10 protein-coding genes are annotated in these 16,542 nt (G+C 69.4%); 3 read left to right on the forward strand and 7 right to left on the reverse strand.

The genetic code is table 11. The annotated features are described in order from the left end of the window. Positions 1 to 6: 6 nt before the first annotated feature. Positions 7 to 579 carry a PadR family transcriptional regulator gene (locus JYG32_RS14015; protein WP_174384161.1) on the forward strand — a complete coding sequence of 191 codons (573 nt, stop codon included), beginning with the start codon at positions 7 to 9 and terminating at the stop codon, positions 577 to 579. A gap of 45 nt (positions 580 to 624) precedes the next feature. On the opposite strand, the gene JYG32_RS14020 is transcribed toward JYG32_RS14015, so the two are convergent. The 4 genes from JYG32_RS14020 to JYG32_RS14035 all read right to left on the reverse strand — a co-directional run bounded on the left by JYG32_RS14020 (position 625) and on the right by JYG32_RS14035 (position 4,950). Beyond that, on the reverse strand, positions 625 to 2,055 hold the full coding sequence (locus JYG32_RS14020; RefSeq protein ID WP_213263861.1) for an FAD-binding oxidoreductase: 1,431 nt from the start codon (positions 2,053 to 2,055) through the stop codon (positions 625 to 627). A 15-nt stretch (positions 2,056 to 2,070) separates the two neighbouring features. Continuing rightward, positions 2,071 to 2,859 carry an ABC transporter substrate-binding protein gene (locus tag JYG32_RS14025; protein ID WP_174384163.1) on the reverse strand — a complete coding sequence of 263 codons (789 nt, stop codon included), beginning with the start codon at positions 2,857 to 2,859 and terminating at the stop codon, positions 2,071 to 2,073. A gap of 58 nt (positions 2,860 to 2,917) precedes the next feature. After that, positions 2,918 to 4,072: a pyridoxal phosphate-dependent aminotransferase gene (locus JYG32_RS14030; RefSeq protein WP_213263862.1), complete on the reverse strand. Its 1,155-nt coding sequence runs from the start codon at positions 4,070 to 4,072 to the stop codon at positions 2,918 to 2,920. 209 nt (positions 4,073 to 4,281) lie between these two features. Beyond that, positions 4,282 to 4,950, reverse strand: a complete 669-nt coding sequence (locus tag JYG32_RS14035; protein ID WP_213263863.1) for a TetR/AcrR family transcriptional regulator — start codon at positions 4,948 to 4,950, stop codon at positions 4,282 to 4,284. A 121-nt stretch (positions 4,951 to 5,071) separates the two neighbouring features. On the opposite strand from JYG32_RS14035, the gene JYG32_RS14040 reads away from it, so the two are divergent. Both JYG32_RS14040 and JYG32_RS14045 read left to right on the forward strand, forming a co-directional pair. Then, positions 5,072 to 6,724, forward strand: a complete 1,653-nt coding sequence (locus JYG32_RS14040; RefSeq protein WP_213263864.1) for an acyl-CoA dehydrogenase family protein — start codon at positions 5,072 to 5,074, stop codon at positions 6,722 to 6,724. A gap of 50 nt (positions 6,725 to 6,774) precedes the next feature. Continuing rightward, the gene (locus JYG32_RS14045) at positions 6,775 to 8,283 is read left to right on the forward strand and encodes a class I adenylate-forming enzyme family protein (RefSeq protein ID WP_213263865.1); all 1,509 of its coding nucleotides are present in this window, start codon (positions 6,775 to 6,777) and stop codon (positions 8,281 to 8,283) included. A 113-nt stretch (positions 8,284 to 8,396) separates the two neighbouring features. On the opposite strand, the gene JYG32_RS14050 is transcribed toward JYG32_RS14045, so the two are convergent. The 3 genes from JYG32_RS14050 to JYG32_RS14060 all read right to left on the reverse strand — a co-directional run bounded on the left by JYG32_RS14050 (position 8,397) and on the right by JYG32_RS14060 (position 16,192). Next, complete coding sequence (locus tag JYG32_RS14050; RefSeq protein WP_174384501.1) at positions 8,397 to 9,536, reverse strand: branched-chain amino acid ABC transporter substrate-binding protein; 1,140 nt, start codon at positions 9,534 to 9,536, stop codon at positions 8,397 to 8,399. Between the two features lie 84 nt (positions 9,537 to 9,620). Next, the gene (putA, locus tag JYG32_RS14055) at positions 9,621 to 13,553 is read right to left on the reverse strand and encodes a trifunctional transcriptional regulator/proline dehydrogenase/L-glutamate gamma-semialdehyde dehydrogenase (RefSeq protein ID WP_213263866.1); all 3,933 of its coding nucleotides are present in this window, start codon (positions 13,551 to 13,553) and stop codon (positions 9,621 to 9,623) included. Positions 13,554 to 13,930: 377 nt separating this feature from the next. Beyond that, on the reverse strand, positions 13,931 to 16,192 hold the full coding sequence (locus tag JYG32_RS14060) for a primosomal protein N' (RefSeq protein WP_174380350.1): 2,262 nt from the start codon (positions 16,190 to 16,192) through the stop codon (positions 13,931 to 13,933). Positions 16,193 to 16,542: the final 350 nt, after the last annotated feature.

Raw genomic sequence — 16,542 nt, forward strand, 5'->3', positions numbered from 1 at the left:
CTATTCATGTCTACGAGCCGCCCGTCCCCGCTCGCGCTCGCGGTCCTCGCGACGCTCACCGAAACGCCGATGCATCCGTACGGGATGCTTCAGCAACTGAAGGCTCGCGGGTACGACGAAGTCGTCAACGTGCGGCAGCGCACGAGCCTCTACCAGACGATCGACCGGCTGCTGCGCGACGGGCTGATCGCCGTGCACGACACCGAGCGCGACGGCGCCTTTCCGGAGCGCACGCTGTATGCGCTGACCGAGGCCGGGCACTCGGCCGGGCAGACGTGGTTGCATGCGCTGCTCGCGGAGCCCGCGCGTGAATTTCCCGCGTTCGGCGCCGGCCTCGCGTTCCTGCCGCTGCTTGACGCTGAAGATGCGCGGCACCAGCTCGAGCTTCGGATTGCCCGGCTCGACGCCGAGCGCGGGCGCCTGGAAGCGCTGCGCAACGCCGCGCAGGCCGACCAGGTGCCGCGCCTGTTCCTGCTGCAGAACGAACATGCGCTCGTGCTGCTCAATGCGGAGCTCGACTGGGCGCGCAGTGTCGTCGAACACCTGAAGATCGGCGCGCTGCGCTGGGTGGATGGCTGACAAGTAACAAAGGCCGATTCCCGCCATTAACGGGAATCGCCCCCGTCAAAGCACCTTGCCGGGATTCAGGATGCCGCGCGGGTCCAGCGCGGCCTTCAGGCGCCGCATCAGCCCGATTTCAGCGTCGCTGCGCGTGTGCGCGAGATAAGGACGCTTCAGCGCGCCGATCCCGTGCTCCGCCGACACCGAGCCGCCCATGTCCCGCACCACCGCGTACACGCAGTGATCGAGCGCGTCGGCGTCCGCGTCGGTCATGCCGGCCAGCGACACGCCGATATGCACGTTGCCGTCGCCGACATGGCCGAAGAACAGGCACGTGACGTCCGGCCAGCGCGAGCGCAGCGCCGCCTCGCAGCGTTCGGCGAACGCGCCGAGCTCGCCGGTCGGCAAACTCACGTCGAAGTTGACGAGCTGCGGCAGCGCATCGATCGCGAGGCCTTCGCGCAGCGTCCACAGGTCGCGCGCCTGCCGCTCCGACGTCGCGAGCACCGCGTCGTCCACCAGCCCTGCATCGATCCCCGCCGCGAGGCCGGTTTCCAGCGCGTGATACGCGTCGCCGCCCGGCGCGCTCGTCGCGCACTCGATCAGCACCGCGAAACCGCCGTCGCCCGTGAACGGCGCGGCAACGCCCGGCGTATGGCGCGCGACGTAGTCGTAGAACGCCGGCCACATCGCCTCGAAGCTGACGACCTCGGGCAGCGTGCGCACGCGGTTCCACAATGCGGCCACCGCGTCGTAGTCGCGCACGCGGCACAGCGCCGTGGCCGGTGCGGCGAGCAACGGGTGCAGCCGCAGCACGGCGCGCGTGACGACGCCGAGCGTCCCCTCGCTGCCGATGAACAGCTGCTTCAGGTCGTAGCCCGCGTTGTTCTTCAGCATCCGGTTCATCGACGACACGACCGTGCCGTCCGCGAGCACGGCCTCGAGCCCGAGCACCTGCTCGCGCATCATCCCGTAACGGATCGCGCGCGTGCCGCCCGCATTGGTCGCGAGCATGCCGCCGATCTGGCACGAGCCGCGCGCGCCGAGATCGACGCCGAACGTGAAGCCCGCCGCTTCCGCGGCTTCCTGCACCGTCTGCAGCGGCGTCCCGGCGCGCACGGTCATCGTGCCGGCCGCCGCATCGAGCGCTTCGATACCCGCGAAGCGCTCCATCGACAGTACGACCTCGCCGCCGAGCGCGACGGCGCCGCGTGCGAGCCCCGTCAGCCCGCCTTGCGGCACGACCGGCTGGCCGAGCCGCGCGCACAGTGCGAGCGTGCGCGACACGTCGTCGACGCTGCGCGGGCGCACCAGCGCGCGCGGCCGTACGCCGACCGGCTCGTTGTACGCGGTGAAGTAGCGTGGATCGATGTCGGCCGAGCGCGTGACGAGCGCGTCGCCCAGTTCGGCGACGAGCACGGCTTCGAGCGCATCGCCCGACAGCGGCGCGCCGTCCTGTTCGCCGCTCGCGGCGGCCGGGTTCGGATTCTGCATCGCGCGCGGCCCCGCTTACTTCGTCGAGATGTCGATATCGCCGAAATACTTCAGCCCGAGCGACTTCACCGTGCCGTCCGCCTTCAGCTTGTCGATCGCCGCATCGAGCTTCGCCTTCAGCGCGTCGTCGCCCTTGCGCAGGCCGAATGCGATGCCGCTGCCGAGGATCCGGTCGTCGTGCACGGGCTGGCCGACGAACGAGAAGCCCTTGCTGTCCGGGCGCGACAGGAAGCCGCGCTGGCCGGACGGTGCCAGCACGAGCGTCGCATCGAGGCGGCCCGACACGAGATCCGCATACGCCTGGTTCTGGTCCTGGTACGCGACGATCGCGACGCCGGCCGGCTCCCAGTGCGCCTTCGCGAAGGTTTCCTGGATCGACGCCTGCAGCACGCCGACGCGCTTGCCCTTCAGCGATTCGGGCGTCGGCAGCAGGCCGCTGCCGGTGCGCGCGATCAGCTGGGTCGGCACGCGATAGATGATCGTCGTGAAGTCGATCGCCTGGCGCCGCTGCTCGGTCGCGTTCATCGCCGAGTTGATCGCGTCGAACTTGCGGCCCTTCAGCGCGGGAATCAGGCCGTCGAACGACGTCTCGACCCATTTGCACGACAGCTTCGCCGTCTGGCAGACGGCATTGCCGACGTCGATGTCGAAGCCCTGCAGGTCGCCGTTCGGCGCTTTCGATTCGAACGGCGGGTATTGCGCTTCAAGGCCGAAGCGCAGCGTCTGCGCGTCGGCGAGCGCCGCGCCGGAGCCGATGGCGCACGCGAGTGCGAATGCGAGTTTCAGGGTTGCCGTGTGCTTCATCGTGATCTCCTTGTGTCCGGTCGATGCGACGTCCCCGTCGCCGGTTTCCGTACGGGCCTTACAGCGAACGCAGCCGCCGCGCGCCTTCGACCAGCGTCGCGTCGTCCTTCGAAAAACTGAGCCGGATCACGCCGGCGTCGGTGCCGTCGGTATAAAACGCCGACAGCGGAATCGTCGCGACGCGCGCATCGCGGATCAGGCGCAGCACGAAGTCGCTGTCGCGTTCGTCCGAGAAGTGCCGGAAGCGCGCGAGCATGAAGAACGAGCCTTCGCTCGGCAGCAGCTCGAAACGCGAATCGGCCAGCTCGCGCGCGAGCAGGTCGCGCTTGGCCTGGTAGAACGCCGACAGGCCGAGATAGCTGTCCGGCCGCGCGAGGATCTCCGCGAACGCGACCTGCATCGGCGTGTCGGCCGCGAACACCATGAACTGGTGCACCTTGCGGATCTCGTCCATCAGCCCGGCCGGCGCGAGGCAATGACCGACCCGCCAGCCCGTCACGTGGAACGACTTGCCGAACGACGACACGATCACGCTGCGCTCGGCCAGCTCTCGGTGGCGCGCCACGCTCTGGTGCTGCGCGCCGTCGAACACGACGTGCTCGTAAACCTCGTCGGACAGGATCACGATGCCCGTGTCGCGCGTGAGCTGCGCGAGCCGCTCGAGATCGTCGGCCGAGAACACGGTCGCGGTCGGGTTGTGCGGCGTGTTCACGATGATCATCCGCGTGCGCGGCGTGATCGCCGCGGCCACCTCGTCCCAGTTCACGCGGAAATGCTCGGCCGACAGCTTGATCGCGACCGGCGTCGCGCCCTGCAGCCGCACGATCGGCGCATAGCTGTCGAACGACGGTTCGAAATAGATCACCTCGTCGCCCGGATGCACGAGCGCGCTGATCGCCGCGTACAGCCCTTCGCTCGCGCTCGCGATCACGGTGATCTCGGTCGCCGGGTCGTAGCGCGCGCCGTACAGCGCCTCGGTCTTTTCGGCGAGCCGCTCGCGCAGCGCCATCACGCCAGCCATCGGCGCGTACTGGTTGTGCCCGTCGCGCATCGCGCGCGCGACGCCTTCGACGAGCGCCGGATCGGGCGCGAAATTCGGCGCGCCCTGCGACAGGTTCAACGCATCGTGTTGCGCGGCCAGTTGGCCGATCACCGTGAAGATCGTCGTCCCGACGTCGGGCAGTTTCGAACGGGGCGCGGTGGCGCTTCGCATGACTCCTCCTTCTGATGTCCTTCGGGCTGGCCCGCGCGACGCGCGGCCCTGCATCTGCCGCATGATTTAGCCCCAGCCAATATCGGCGGACAATCGAAAGTTCGTCATGGCCGCCATGCATTTTTCTCATGGCTCGCGGTGTGAAGCACGCAGAAGCATGGCTGGCCCGCCAGCCTGACATGCAAATCAGGCATTACCCGTAGGGGATGCTACGCGCCCGCCGCCGCCAGATACGCGAGCAGCACGGCCCGCAGCTCGCCGCGCAACGCGGCGAAGTCGAGCGCGGGCCCGAGCGTCAGCAGCGCCTGCGAGAGGCCGCCGTAGCAGACCGTGTGCGCCATCCGCGCGAGCCCGTCGAGCCGCGCGGCCGGCGGCGGATCGGCCGCGCGCGCAAGCGCGTCGCGCCACAGTGCGACATACGCGTCGTAATGCCGGCGATATGCGGCGAGCGGCGACACCTGTCGCTCCAGCGCGAAGAACGCGCCCCACAGCGCCGCGTCGGCGCCGATCGCGTCGACCTGCAGGTCGACGAGCGCGGCGGCGAGTTCGGCCCGCGGCGCGCCGCGCAGCCGCTCGGCCACATCGCGCAGCCGGTCGGCGATCGCCAGCACGTGCCGGTGGATGCAGAACGCCGCGAGGCTCTGCTTGTCGCCGAAATACTCGTAGAAGGTGCCGATGCTCACGCCCGCGACGGCCGCGATCTCGCGGATCGTCGCCTTCGCGTAGCCGCGTTCGAGCAAAAGCTGAACGAACGCCTGCTGCAGCGCGTCGGAGCTCGCCTGCGCGCGCGACTGGCGCGGCCGGCGACGCAACGCGGGCGCGGGTTGCGCCGCCGGCTGGCCGGGCGGCGCCGGAACCTGAACATGTCGCGGCGGCATATTTGCTACTCTGGAATTCAGCAGGACATGCGTTTTACCGGGAGCCGGAACCGGCGCCGACGCGCCACCCTCGTTGCGTGACGCCGGCCGCCCGCGAAGCATGAGACCGGAGACCACCTCGATGACCGAATCGACTCACGCCGTCACGAACCAGTTCGACGAACTCGTCGACTATAACCTCTTCGCGACGGATATCGCGCTGCGCGACGCGCTCGCCCGCGCAGGCGCCGACTGGGCCGTGCCGCAGCTCGACGCGTACGGCGCGCGGCTCGGCAGCGCCGACACCGCGCAACTCGCCGACGAAGCGAACCAGCACCCGCCGGAACTGCACACGTTCGACCGGCGCGGCCGGCGCATCGACCGTGTCGATTTCCACCCGGCGTGGCACGCGCTGCTCGGCCAGTACCGCCACGAAGGCTTCGTGTCGCTCGCATTCCGCGATACGCGCCGCGGCCGCTGGGCCGCGACCGCCGCCGGCTTCTACCTGCACGGCCAGATCGAGGCCGGCACGCTGTGCCCGGCGACGATGACGCAGGCCGCGATTCCCGTGCTGCAGAAGGAACCCGCATTGTGGGGCCTGCTGCGCGACAAGCTCTACAGCGACGACTACGATCCGCGCGACGTGCCGGTCGCCGACAAGCGCTCGATCTGGTTCGGCATGGGGATGACCGAGAAACAGGGCGGCTCCGACGTGCGCGCGAACACGACGCTCGCGACCGCCGTCGGCGCGGGCGGGCGCGGCGGCGAATACCGGCTGCGCGGCCACAAGTGGTTCTTCTCCGCGCCGATGTGCGATGCGCACCTCGTCGTCGCACACACCGAAGGCGGGAGCCCGTCGTGCTTCTACGTGCCGCGCTGGCGGCCGGACGGCACGAAGAACGCCGTCGAGATCCAGCGGCTGAAGAACAAGGTCGGCAACCGCAGCAACTCGAGCAGCGAGATCGAGCTGAACGACGCGTGGGGCATCATGCTCGGCGACGAAGGCCGCGGCATCCCGACCATCATCGAGATGGCCACCTACACGCGGCTGAACTGCGTGCTCGGCAGCGCGGCGATGCTGCGCCAGGGCGTCGTGCAGGCGATCGCGTACACACGCCAGCGCCATGCGTTCGGCCGCGCGCTCGCCGAGCAGCCGCTGATGCGCACCGTGCTCGCCGATCTCGCGCTCGAAAGCGAGGCCGCGCTCGCGCTCGCGATGCGCGTCGCCGATGCGTTCGAGCGCGACGACTCGCCGCGCGAACGCGCATGGAAGCGGATCGTCACGCCCGCCGTGAAATTCTGGGTCTGCAAGCGCGCGGTCGAGCTGACCGGCGAGGTGATGGAAGTGTTCGGCGGCAACGGCTATGTCGACGACGGCCCGATCGCGCGGCTGTTCCGCGAGGCGCCCGTCAACTCGATCTGGGAAGGCTCGGGCAACGTGATGTGCCTCGACGTGCTGCGCGCGGTGTCGCGCGAGCCCGACGCGGCCGCCGCGCTGTTCGCCGAACTCGCCGACCTCGGTGCGGGCGAACCGCGCATCCGCGCGGCGCTCGACGCGCTTCGCGCGATGCTCGCCGCGCCGGCCGACACGCTCGAAGGGTCGGGCCGCGTGTTCGCGCAGCGGCTCGCAATCGTCGCGCAGGCGTGCCTGCTGCGCCGCGATGCGCCGGCGGCCGTCGCCGATGCGTTCGTCGCGACGCGGCTCGCCGCGCCCGACTGGGGCCGCATCGCGGGCGGCTTCGATCCGCAAGCGATCGACGTCGCCGCGCTGCTGCAGCGCGCGTACCCGGCCTGACGCCGGTTCGTCCGCCTGAGTTCGCCTTCGTTCGTCCGCCCGGAGCCCTGATGAACCTCGTCGCCGCCCTCGACCGCGCCGCCCGCGCGACGCCCGACAAGCCGTTCCTCGTCAGCGAATCCGCGACGATCACCTATGCCGCCGCGCGCGAGCGCTCGCACCGCGCGGCGGCCATGCTGAGCGCGCTCGGCATCGCGGCCGGCGACCGTGTCGCCGCGATGTGCTTCAACACGCCGTCCTTCGTCGACCTGATGTTCGGCGTGTGGCGGCTCGGCGCGACGTTCGTGCCGGTCAACCACAAGCTGCAGGCGCCGGAAGTCGACTACGTGCTCGAACACAGCCGCAGCAAGGCGCTCCTGTTCGACGTGGCGCTCGCGCCGGTGGTCGAACGCATCGTTCATCCGGCGCGGCGGCTCGTGACCGAAGGCGAGCTGGACGGCGTGCCGTGCTTCGACACGATGTGTACGACGATGGACGGCGTCGCGGGCATCGAGCCGGCCGACGGCGACATCGCGCAGATCCTCTACACGTCCGGCACGACCGGACGCCCGAAAGGCTGCATGCACAGCCACCGCACCGTGACGCTCGCCGCGATGTCGGCGGCGCTCGCGACCGGCATCGGCCGCAACGAGCGCACGCTGATGGCGATGCCGATCTGGCATTCGTCGCCGCTCAACAACTGGTTCGGCGGCACGCTGTACGCGGGCGGCACCGTCGTGCTGCTGCGCGAATACCATCCGCTGCGCTTCCTGCAGGCCGTCGAGCGCGAGCGCGTGACGCTGTATTTCGGCGCGCCGGTGTCGTACACGCTGCCGCTCGACACGATCGACGGCTTCGCGGCGTTCGACCTGTCGAGCGTGCGCGCGTGGCTGTACGGCGGCGGCCCGATCGGCGCCGAGCAGGCCGAACGGCTCGCGCGTGCGTATCGCAGCGATGCGTTCTTCCAGGTGTACGGAATGACGGAAACGGGGCCGGCCGGCACGACGCTGTATCCGGACGAGCAGATCGCGAAGGCCGGTTCGATCGGCCGCCACGGCGGCCCGGGCGTCGACCTTCGCGTCGTGCGGATGGACCGCATCGACGCGCAGCCGGGCGAGACCGGCGAGATCTGGCTGAAGGCCGACAGCATGATGCTCGGCTATCTCGACGACGCGGCCGCGACGCGCGCCGCGTTCGCACCGGGCGGCTGGTATCGCACCGGCGACATCGCGCGGATCGATCAGGATGGCTATCTGTTCATCGTCGACCGGCTGAAGGACATGATCGTGACCGGCGGCGAGAACGTCTATTCGAAGGAAGTGGAAGACGTGCTCGGCGCGCATCCGGACATCGCCGAGGCGGCCGTCGTCGGCGTCCCGCATCCCGACTGGGGCGAGACGGTCGTCGCGCACGTCGTGCTGCGCGCGGGCGCGGTGCCCGATGCGGACGCGCTGCGCGCGTTCTGCGGCGAGCGGCTCGCCGCGTACAAGATCCCGCGCGAGTTCGCGTTCGCGCAGGCGCTGCCGCGCACGCCGACGGGCAAGCTGCAGAAGTTCCTGCTGCGCGTGCGCAGCGAGTAGCCCCCCGCTCACGCCGATAAAAAAAGCCACCGGGCCCGACGGCCCGGTGGCTTTTTCGCATGATCCGCCCGCCGGGCAACGACCTTCGCCGCCGCCCGCGATTCACCGGCTGCTTACTTGCCGCCGATGCTCTTCAGCGGCTTCCACTCGCCCTTCTCGACCTTGTACATCGTGATGCCGCCGTTCTTCAGGTCGCCCTTCGCGTCATACGCGACGTGCGTCGACGTGACGCCCGCCATGTCGCTCTTCGCGAGCACCGGCAGGTACTTCGCCGGATCGGTCGAATCGGCCTTCTTCATCGCGTTGAGCATCGCCATCGCGCCGTCGTAGGCGTACGGCGAGTAGGTCTGCACATCTTCGCCGAAGCGCTTCTTGTATTTGTCGGCGTAGGCCTTGCCGCCAGGCATCTCTTCGAGCGGGAGACCCGCCAGCGACGCGATCGTGCCTTCCGACGCATTGCCCGCGATCTTCAGGAACGTCGGCGTCTTCACCATTTCGCCGCTCATCAGCGGTGCCGTGATGCCGAGCGTCTTCATCTGCTTGACCATCGGCGCTGCCTGCGAATCCGCGCCGCCGTAGTAGACGAGGTCCGGCTTCACGGCCTTCAGCTTGGTCAGGATCGCCTTGAAGTCGACGGCCTTGTCGTTCGTGAACTCGCGGTCGACGATCGTCGCGCCGCCGGCCTTCGCGGCCTTCTCGAACTGGTCGGCGAGACCCTGGCCGTAGGCCGTGCGGTCGTCGACGATCGCGATCTTCTTCATGCCGAGATCCTTCGACGCGAACGTACCGGCCACCGAGCCCTGCTGCGTGTCGGACGTCATCATGCGGAAGGTCGTCTTGTAACCCTGCTGCGTGTATTCCGGCGCCGTCGCCATCGCGATTTCCGGAATGCCCGCGTTCGCGTAGATGCGCGAAGCCGGGATCGTCGTGCCCGAGTTGAAGTGGCCGAGCATGCCCTTGATGCCGTCGTCGACGAGCTTCTGCGCGACCGTCGTGCCCGTGCGCGGGTCGGCCTGGTCGTCCTGCGTGCTGAGCACGAACTTCACCGGCTTGCCGCCGATCTTCGGGTTCGTCGCGTTGAAGTCTTCCAGCGCGAGCACGATCCCGTTCTGCATATCCTTGCCGTAGTGCGCCTGCGCGCCCGTCATCGGCCCTGCGTAACCGATCTTCACGTCATCCGCATGGGCCGTCCCCGCCAGCGACATGACGGCGACAAACGTCGCGCCTGCCAGCTTTTTCATCGTGTGTTGCATAGCATCTCCTTGGTACCAGGGTAAATGGAGCGGCTTCGGGATCGCCTAGCCGCTTCCTTTGTTTGATCCGAACGGCAAGGATGATCAGCCGATCGTCATCAAATTCGCATTGCCGCCCGCCGCGGCCGTATTCACGCTGACCGAGCGCTCGGTCAGCAGCCGCTCGAGCGCGTAGTCTTCCGCGTCGCCGTTCTCGAACGCGCCCACCGACACGCCCTGCACCGACACGATCGGGCCCGGCCGCTGCGCGACGTCCTTCACGAGCGTCTGCAGTTCGTCGCTGTCGCCTTCGAACAGCACCGCGTCGAACGCCGCATCGGCCTGCTTGCGCACGGCCGCATGCGCCTTCAGCGACGCCGGCAGCGCGGCGACGAGCGCCTCGCCGGCCGCGCCGGCGAACAACGCGCGATTGCCCGTCGCCAGCACCGCCGCGAACTGCGCGCGCGCGCCGCCCGGCGTCGCCGCGACACACAGCACCGTGCCGCGCGGGCCGAGTGTATACGTGTTTCGCTCGCCCGTCGGGCCGGTCAGCACCGCGGTCGCACCGGCCGGCACCTGTGCGAGATAACCGTCGCAACGCGCGGCCAGCGCCGGTTCGCGCTGCTCGATCAGCCAGTCGCGCAGCGTCGTGAGCGCCGCCGCCGGGTTGCCGCGCGCGTCGCCTTCGACCGCGCCGTCCGCCATCAGCGCCTGCGCGAGCGAGCGCGGCAGGCCCGGCGGACGCGTCGCGAGCAGGCGCTGCAGGTACAGCGCGCCGCCGGCCTTCGGGCCCGTGCCCGACAGCCCTTCGCCGCCGAACGGCTGCACGCCGACCACCGCGCCGATCACGTTGCGGTTCACGTAGATGTTGCCGACGTGCGCGTTCGAGATCACGTGCGCGATCGTCTCGTCGATCCGCGTGTGGATGCCGAGCGTCAGGCCGTAACCGGTCGCGCGGATCTGCTCGAGCAGCTTGTCGAGCTGGCTGCGGCGATAGCGCACGACGTGCAGCACGGGGCCGAACACTTCACGCTTGAGCTCGTCGATGCTGCCGATCTCGATCAGCGTCGGCGGCACGAACGTGCCGTTCGCGCAAGCATCGGGCGCCGGCAGTTGCGTGACAGCGTGGCCCTTGTCCTTCATCGCCGCGACGTGCGTGTCGATCGTCTGCTTCGCTTCGCCGTCGATCACCGGGCCGACGTCCGTCGACAGCCGGTCGGGGTTGCCGAGCGCCAGCTCGTGCATCGCGCCCTTCAGCATCGTCAGCGTGCGGTCCGCGACATCGTCCTGCAGACACAGAACGCGCAGCGCCGAGCATCGTTGACCGGCCGAGTCGAACGACGACTGCATCACGTCCGCGACGACCTGCTCCGCGAGCGCCGACGAGTCGACGATCATCGCGTTCTGGCCGCCCGTTTCCGCGATCAGCGGGATCGGCTTGCCGTCCGGGTCGAGGCGAGCGGCGAGCGTCTTGTTGATCAGGCGCGCGACTTCGGTCGAGCCCGTGAACATCACCGCGCGCGTGCGCGGATCGGCGACCAGTGCCGCGCCGACGGTTTCGCCGTCGCCCGGCAGCAATTGCACCGCGCCGGCCGGCACGCCGGCCTCGCGCAGCAGGCGCACGGCTTGCGCGGCGATCAGCGGCGTCTGTTCGGCCGGCTTCGCGAGCACCGTGTTGCCGGCTGCGAGCGCCGCTGCCACCTGGCCCATGAAGATCGCCAGCGGGAAATTCCACGGGCTGATACAGACTACCGGCCCAAGCGGACGGTGCGTGTCGTTCGAGAATTCGTCGCGGATCTGCGCGGCGTAGTAGCGCAGGAAGTCGACCGCTTCGCGGATCTCGGCGATCGCGTTCGGCAGCGACTTGCCGGCTTCGCGCACGATCAGGCCCATCAGCGTGTGCATCTGCGCTTCGAGCAGGTCGGCTGCACGCACCAGGCAATCGGCGCGCGCGTCGACCGGCGTCGCCTGCCAGATCGGCGCGGCGGCCACCGCGTGCGCGAGCGCCGCACTCACGTGTTCGGCCGTCGCTTCGCTGACCGTGCCGACCGTGTCGCGCTGGTCGGCCGGGTTGCGTACGTCGCGGGCCGGTGCGTCGGCGAGCGCGTCGTCGGCGAGCATCGGCGCCGCGCGCCACGGGAAATGCGCGCTCGCGAGCAGCGCGGACGACAGCGACGCGAGACGGTGTTCGTTCGACAGGTCGAGCCCCATCGAGTTGGGACGCTCGTCGCCGTACAGGTTGCGCGGCAACGGGATCTTCGCGTGCGGCGCGCCGAGCGGCACGATCTTCGCCGCTTCGTCGGCCGGATCTGCGACCAGTTCCTTCACCGACACGGTTTTATCGGCGATGCGGTTCACGAACGACGTGTTCGCGCCGTTTTCGAGCAGGCGGCGCACCAGGTACGCGAGCAGCGTCTCGTGCGTGCCGACCGGCGCGTAGACGCGGCACGGACGGTTCAGCTTGTCGCGGCCCGTGACTTCCTCGTACAGCGGCTCGCCCATCCCGTGCAGGCACTGGAATTCGTACTGGCCCGGGTAGTAGTTCTGGCCCGCGAGCTGGTAGATCGCGGCCAGCGTGTAAGCGTTGTGCGTCGCGAACTGCGGGTAGACGGCGTCCGGCGCCGCAAGCAGCTTCTTCGCGCACGCGAGGTACGACACGTCCGTGTAGATCTTGCGCGTGTAGACCGGATAGCCTTCGAGGCCGTCGACCTGTGCACGCTTGATCTCGGAATCCCAGTACGCCCCCTTCACGAGGCGGATCATCAGGCGGTGACGGCTGCGGCGCGCGAGATCGATCAGGTAATCGATCACGAACGGGCAGCGCTTCTGGTAGCCCTGCACGACGAAGCCGATGCCGTTCCAGCCCGCGAGATCCGGATCGAAGCACAGTGCCTCGAGCAGGTCGAGCGACAGTTCGAGGCGGTCGGCTTCTTCCGCGTCGATGTTCAGGCCGATGTCGTAGCGGCGCGCAAGCAGCGCGAGCAAGCGCACGCGCGGCAGCAGCTCGCTCATCGTGCGGTCCTGCTGCGAGCGCGAGTAGCGCGCATGCAGTGCCGACAGCTTGATCGAGATGCCCGGGCCTTCATAGATGCCGCGGCCGCCGGCCGCCTTGCCGATCGCGTGGATCGCCTGTTCGTACGATGCGTAATAGCGCTGCGCGTCCTCTTCGGTCGTCGCCGCTTCGCCGAGCATGTCATACGAGTAGCGGAAGCCGCGCGCTTCGTACTTGCGGCTGTTGGCCAGCGCTTCGGAGATCGTTTCGCCGGTGACGAACTGCTCGCCCATCAGGCGCATCGCCATGTCGACGCCCTTGCGGATCAGCGGCTCACCGCCGCGGCCGATCAGGCGCGTGAGCGCCGACGACAGCCCCGCTTCGCTGTTGGTCGTCACGAGCTTGCCGGTGATCATCAGCCCCCAGGTCGCCGCGTTCACGAACAGCGACGGCGCGTGGCCGACGTGCGAGCGCCAGTCGCCCTTGCTGATCTTGTCGCGGATCAGCGCATCGCGGGTCGCGCGGTCGGGAATACGCAGCAGCGCTTCGGCGAGGCACATCAGCGCGACGCCTTCCTGGCTCGACAGCGAGAATTCGTGGATCAGCCCTTCGACGCCGCCACCCGAGCTCTTCTCGCGCAGCGCTTCGACGAGCTTCGTCGCGAGCGCCTGCGCGTCCGCCTGCAGGTTCGCGGGCAGGCGCGCCTGGCCGAGCAGGAACGGCACGCATTCCGGCTCGGGGCGGCGATACGCGGCCGTGATCGCCGCGCGCAGCACCGATTGCGGCTGCACGTTCTGCGCGAACTCGAGGAACGGATGCGGCGAGTTGTCGTCGTCGCTGTCCGCAGCCTGACCGTCGGCGAGCTCCGTGACGCCGCTGTGGCCCGACAGCTCGGGCGGCAACTGGCCGTGCTCGATCCGCTCGAGATACGCGAAGATCGCCTGCTTGATCAGCCAGTGGGGAGTGCGCTCGAGACGCGCGGCGGCGTCCTTGAGGCGCGAGCGGAGAAGGTCGTCGACTTTGACGCCGAGAGTCGTGCTTGCCATGGTGGGTTCGTGCGCCGGTGCGAGCCCGGCAATGTGGTGTGAGAGGATGCGCGAAATCCTACGGCACGCAATAAAAAGGTGCAACCAAATTGAGAGGCAGGTTGCACCCTTTGGTTAGTCAATATAATCAGCCACTTAGCAGGTTGCAACCTAGGGGTTGCCCGTGGTCCGGGGATCGGTGTTTTCCCTGATCGGGCCGATTCGACATGCGCGTGCAACCTCCGGCGGGTACGGAAGCGGACGAAACCGGGTTGCACTGGGTATGACGGCGAGCGTGCCGCCAGGGTATGAGCGCACGACGAGAGACAGTTCGAAGGTGCCCGGCGCCCCGGGCTTCAACGCGGCAGCGCGCCGCGCGACGGCTGCGCGCTCGCCGCTCAGATATCCAGCGGATCGACCTCGACGCTCCACCGCAGCACGCCCTTCAGCGCGCGCAGCTCCAGCAGCCATGCGCGCAACGCATGCTGCAGCGCCGCCCGCGACGCGCTTTCGAGCAGCAACTGCGCGCGATGGACGTTCGCGACCTTGACGATGGTCATCGGCACCGCGTCGTACACGGTCACGCGATCGGCGCCCGGCAGCCCCGGCAATGCGGCCGCGGCCTGCAGCAGGAACGCGAGCGCCGCGTCGAGCGTGCGCCCTTCGGCGCGCAGCAGCGCCTGGTAGACGAACGGCGGCAGGTGCGCGTCGCGGCGCTCGCCGAGCGTCGAATTCGCGAAGCCGACGTAATCCTGCCGCCCGAGCGCGTGGTACAGCGCGTGACGCGGGTAGCGCGTCTGCACCAGCACCTCGCCCGGCAGCCCGGCGCGGCCCGCGCGGCCGCTCACCTGCATCAACTGCGCGAACAGCCGCTCGCTCGCGCGGAAGTCGTGCGAGAACAGCGCGGTGTCGGCGTTGAGCACGCCGACGAGCGACACGCGCTGGAAGTCGTGCCCCTTTGCAATCATCTGCGTGCCGACGAGGATGTCGACCTCGCCCGCGTGCACGTCGGAAAAGAGCGCCTGCGCGCTGCCCTTGCGGCGCGTGCTGTCCGCGTCGATCCGCAGCACGCGCGCGCCGGGCACAGCCTCGGCGAGCGCCTCCTCGATGCGCTGCGTGCCGCGCCCGAGCGGCGCGATGTCGACGTTCCCGCACTCGGGGCACGACCGCGGAATGCGCGCTTCCCAACCGCAGTGATGGCAGCGCAGCGCATGCTCGGGCTTGTGCAGCACGACATACGCGCTGCAGCGCGGGCAGCCCGCGACCCAGCCGCAGGCGTCGCACGCGAGCTGCGGCGCGTAGCCGCGCCGGTTCAGGAACACGAGGCTCTGTTCGCCGCGCTCGAGCCGCGCCTTCAGCGCCGCGACGAGCGGCCCCGACAGCCCGCCCAGCGACGCGCGCCCGCGCCGCCGCTCTTCTTCGAGATCGATCAGCCGCACGGTCGGCAGCGTTGCGTCGGCCACCGCGCGGCGCGACAGCGTGAGCCGTGTGTAGCGGCCCTGCTCGGCCTGCCACCAGCTTTCGAGCGACGGCGTCGCCGAGCCGAGCACGATCGTGATGCCGAGCTGCTTCGCGCGCCACACGGCGAGATCGCGCGCCGAATAGCGCAGCCCTTCCTGCTGCTTGTACGCGGGCTCGTGCTCCTCGTCGACGACGATCAGCGCAAGCGTCGGCATCGACGCGAGCACCGCGAGGCGCGTGCCGAGCACGATCCGCGCGCGGCCCGTGTGCGCGGCGAGCCAGTTGCGCGCACGCTCGCCCTCGGCGAGCCCGCTGTGCAACGTTACGATCGCATCGTCGGCAAGCGCGCCCGCGAAGCGCGCGCGAAACGCAGCCTCGAACTGCGGCGTCAGGTTGATTTCAGGGACGAGCACGAGCGCCTGCGCGTCCGGCCGCCCGTCGAGCAGCGACGCCAGCGCATGCAGATAGACCTCGGTCTTGCCGCTGCCCGTGACGCCGTGCAGCAGGAACGGCGCGAAACCCTGCGCGGCGCGGATCGCGTCGAGCGCCTCGGCCTGCTGGTCGGTGAGCGCCGGCGGCACAGCTCGTCCACCGGTTGTCGACAGGTTATCCACAGCTTTGGGCACAGGCGCGTCGGCCCAGCCGATCTCCTCGACGTCGACCCAGCCGTGCGCCGCCCAGTCGTCGAGCGTCGCGGCCGCCTTCGGATGCAGCGCGCGCGCGTCGGGCAGCCCCAGCGAGCCGGTGTCGACGAGCGCCTGCGCGAGCCGCCGCAGCGCGGCCCCGCGGGCGGGCAATGCGTCGGGCAGCGCCGCGCGGCCGGCTTCCGTCGGCCGGTAGCGCACCTCCGGCGCCAGCAGCCGCCCCCAGCGCCCGGCGTCCCGCAGCGCCTGCGGCAGCGCCGGCAGCGCGACCTCGCCGCGCCCGCGCTGATAGTAGTCGGCGGCAAACGACACGAGCGCGAGCCAGTCCGCCGACAGCGGCGGCAGGTCGGCGCAGATCGCGTCGATCGCGCGCAGCCGGGACGGCGGCACATCGGTGTGAGTCGTCACTTCGCAGACGAGCCCGACGGCCTGCCGCTTGCCGAACGGCACCTGCACGAGCGTGCCGGGCACGGGTGCCGGCTGCGCATCGCAGCGGTAGTCGAACAGGGTCGCGAGCGGATGGTCGAGCGCGACGCGCAGGTAGGTGCCGTCCATCACGGCGCTCCGGCGGCGGCACGCGCCGCGTGGACGGCTTGCATCCGCGCCCGCATCGCGGCGGCGAACTTAAAGTAAAACTTCAGATTCGGCGCTAAGTTTTGGATTCGCATTAGGAATCGCCGTATACCCTGCCCAGCCTGTGGATAACTTTGTTGAGAACTCGCCGTTCAATGGCCGCAACGCACGCGGGGCCGTGCTTTCCGCTGTTTTCCGCCGCTTGCGACGGTGTCCCGCGGAGCCTTATTCCATAAGGCTGCTATTCAAATTACCAAACCATAGCGAGACAATTTGACCGATACGGGGCTCTACCGCGCTGCAACGTGGAAAATGTGTATAAGTCAAGTCTT

This window comes from Burkholderia pyrrocinia, from assembly GCF_018417535.1.
GTDB lineage: Bacteria > Pseudomonadota > Gammaproteobacteria > Burkholderiales > Burkholderiaceae > Burkholderia > Burkholderia pyrrocinia_E.

Bases quoted from the DNA above. Each gene is read 5' to 3' on its own strand.
- JYG32_RS14045 (WP_213263865.1), top strand. From the start codon at position 6,775: ATGAACCTCGTCGCCGCCCTCGACCGCGCCGCCCGCGCGACGCCCGAC.
- JYG32_RS14050 (WP_174384501.1), bottom strand. From the start codon at position 9,536: ATGCAACACACGATGAAAAAGCTGGCAGGCGCGACGTTTGTCGCCGTC.
- JYG32_RS14025 (WP_174384163.1), bottom strand. From the start codon at position 2,859: ATGAAGCACACGGCAACCCTGAAACTCGCATTCGCACTCGCGTGCGCC.
- JYG32_RS14060 (WP_174380350.1), bottom strand. From the start codon at position 16,192: ATGGACGGCACCTACCTGCGCGTCGCGCTCGACCATCCGCTCGCGACC.
- JYG32_RS14015 (WP_174384161.1), top strand. From the start codon at position 7: ATGTCTACGAGCCGCCCGTCCCCGCTCGCGCTCGCGGTCCTCGCGACG.
- JYG32_RS14030 (WP_213263862.1), bottom strand. From the start codon at position 4,072: ATGCGAAGCGCCACCGCGCCCCGTTCGAAACTGCCCGACGTCGGGACG.
- putA (WP_213263866.1), bottom strand. From the start codon at position 13,553: ATGGCAAGCACGACTCTCGGCGTCAAAGTCGACGACCTTCTCCGCTCG.
- JYG32_RS14035 (WP_213263863.1), bottom strand. From the start codon at position 4,950: ATGCCGCCGCGACATGTTCAGGTTCCGGCGCCGCCCGGCCAGCCGGCG.
- JYG32_RS14020 (WP_213263861.1), bottom strand. From the start codon at position 2,055: ATGCAGAATCCGAACCCGGCCGCCGCGAGCGGCGAACAGGACGGCGCG.
- JYG32_RS14040 (WP_213263864.1), top strand. From the start codon at position 5,072: ATGACCGAATCGACTCACGCCGTCACGAACCAGTTCGACGAACTCGTC.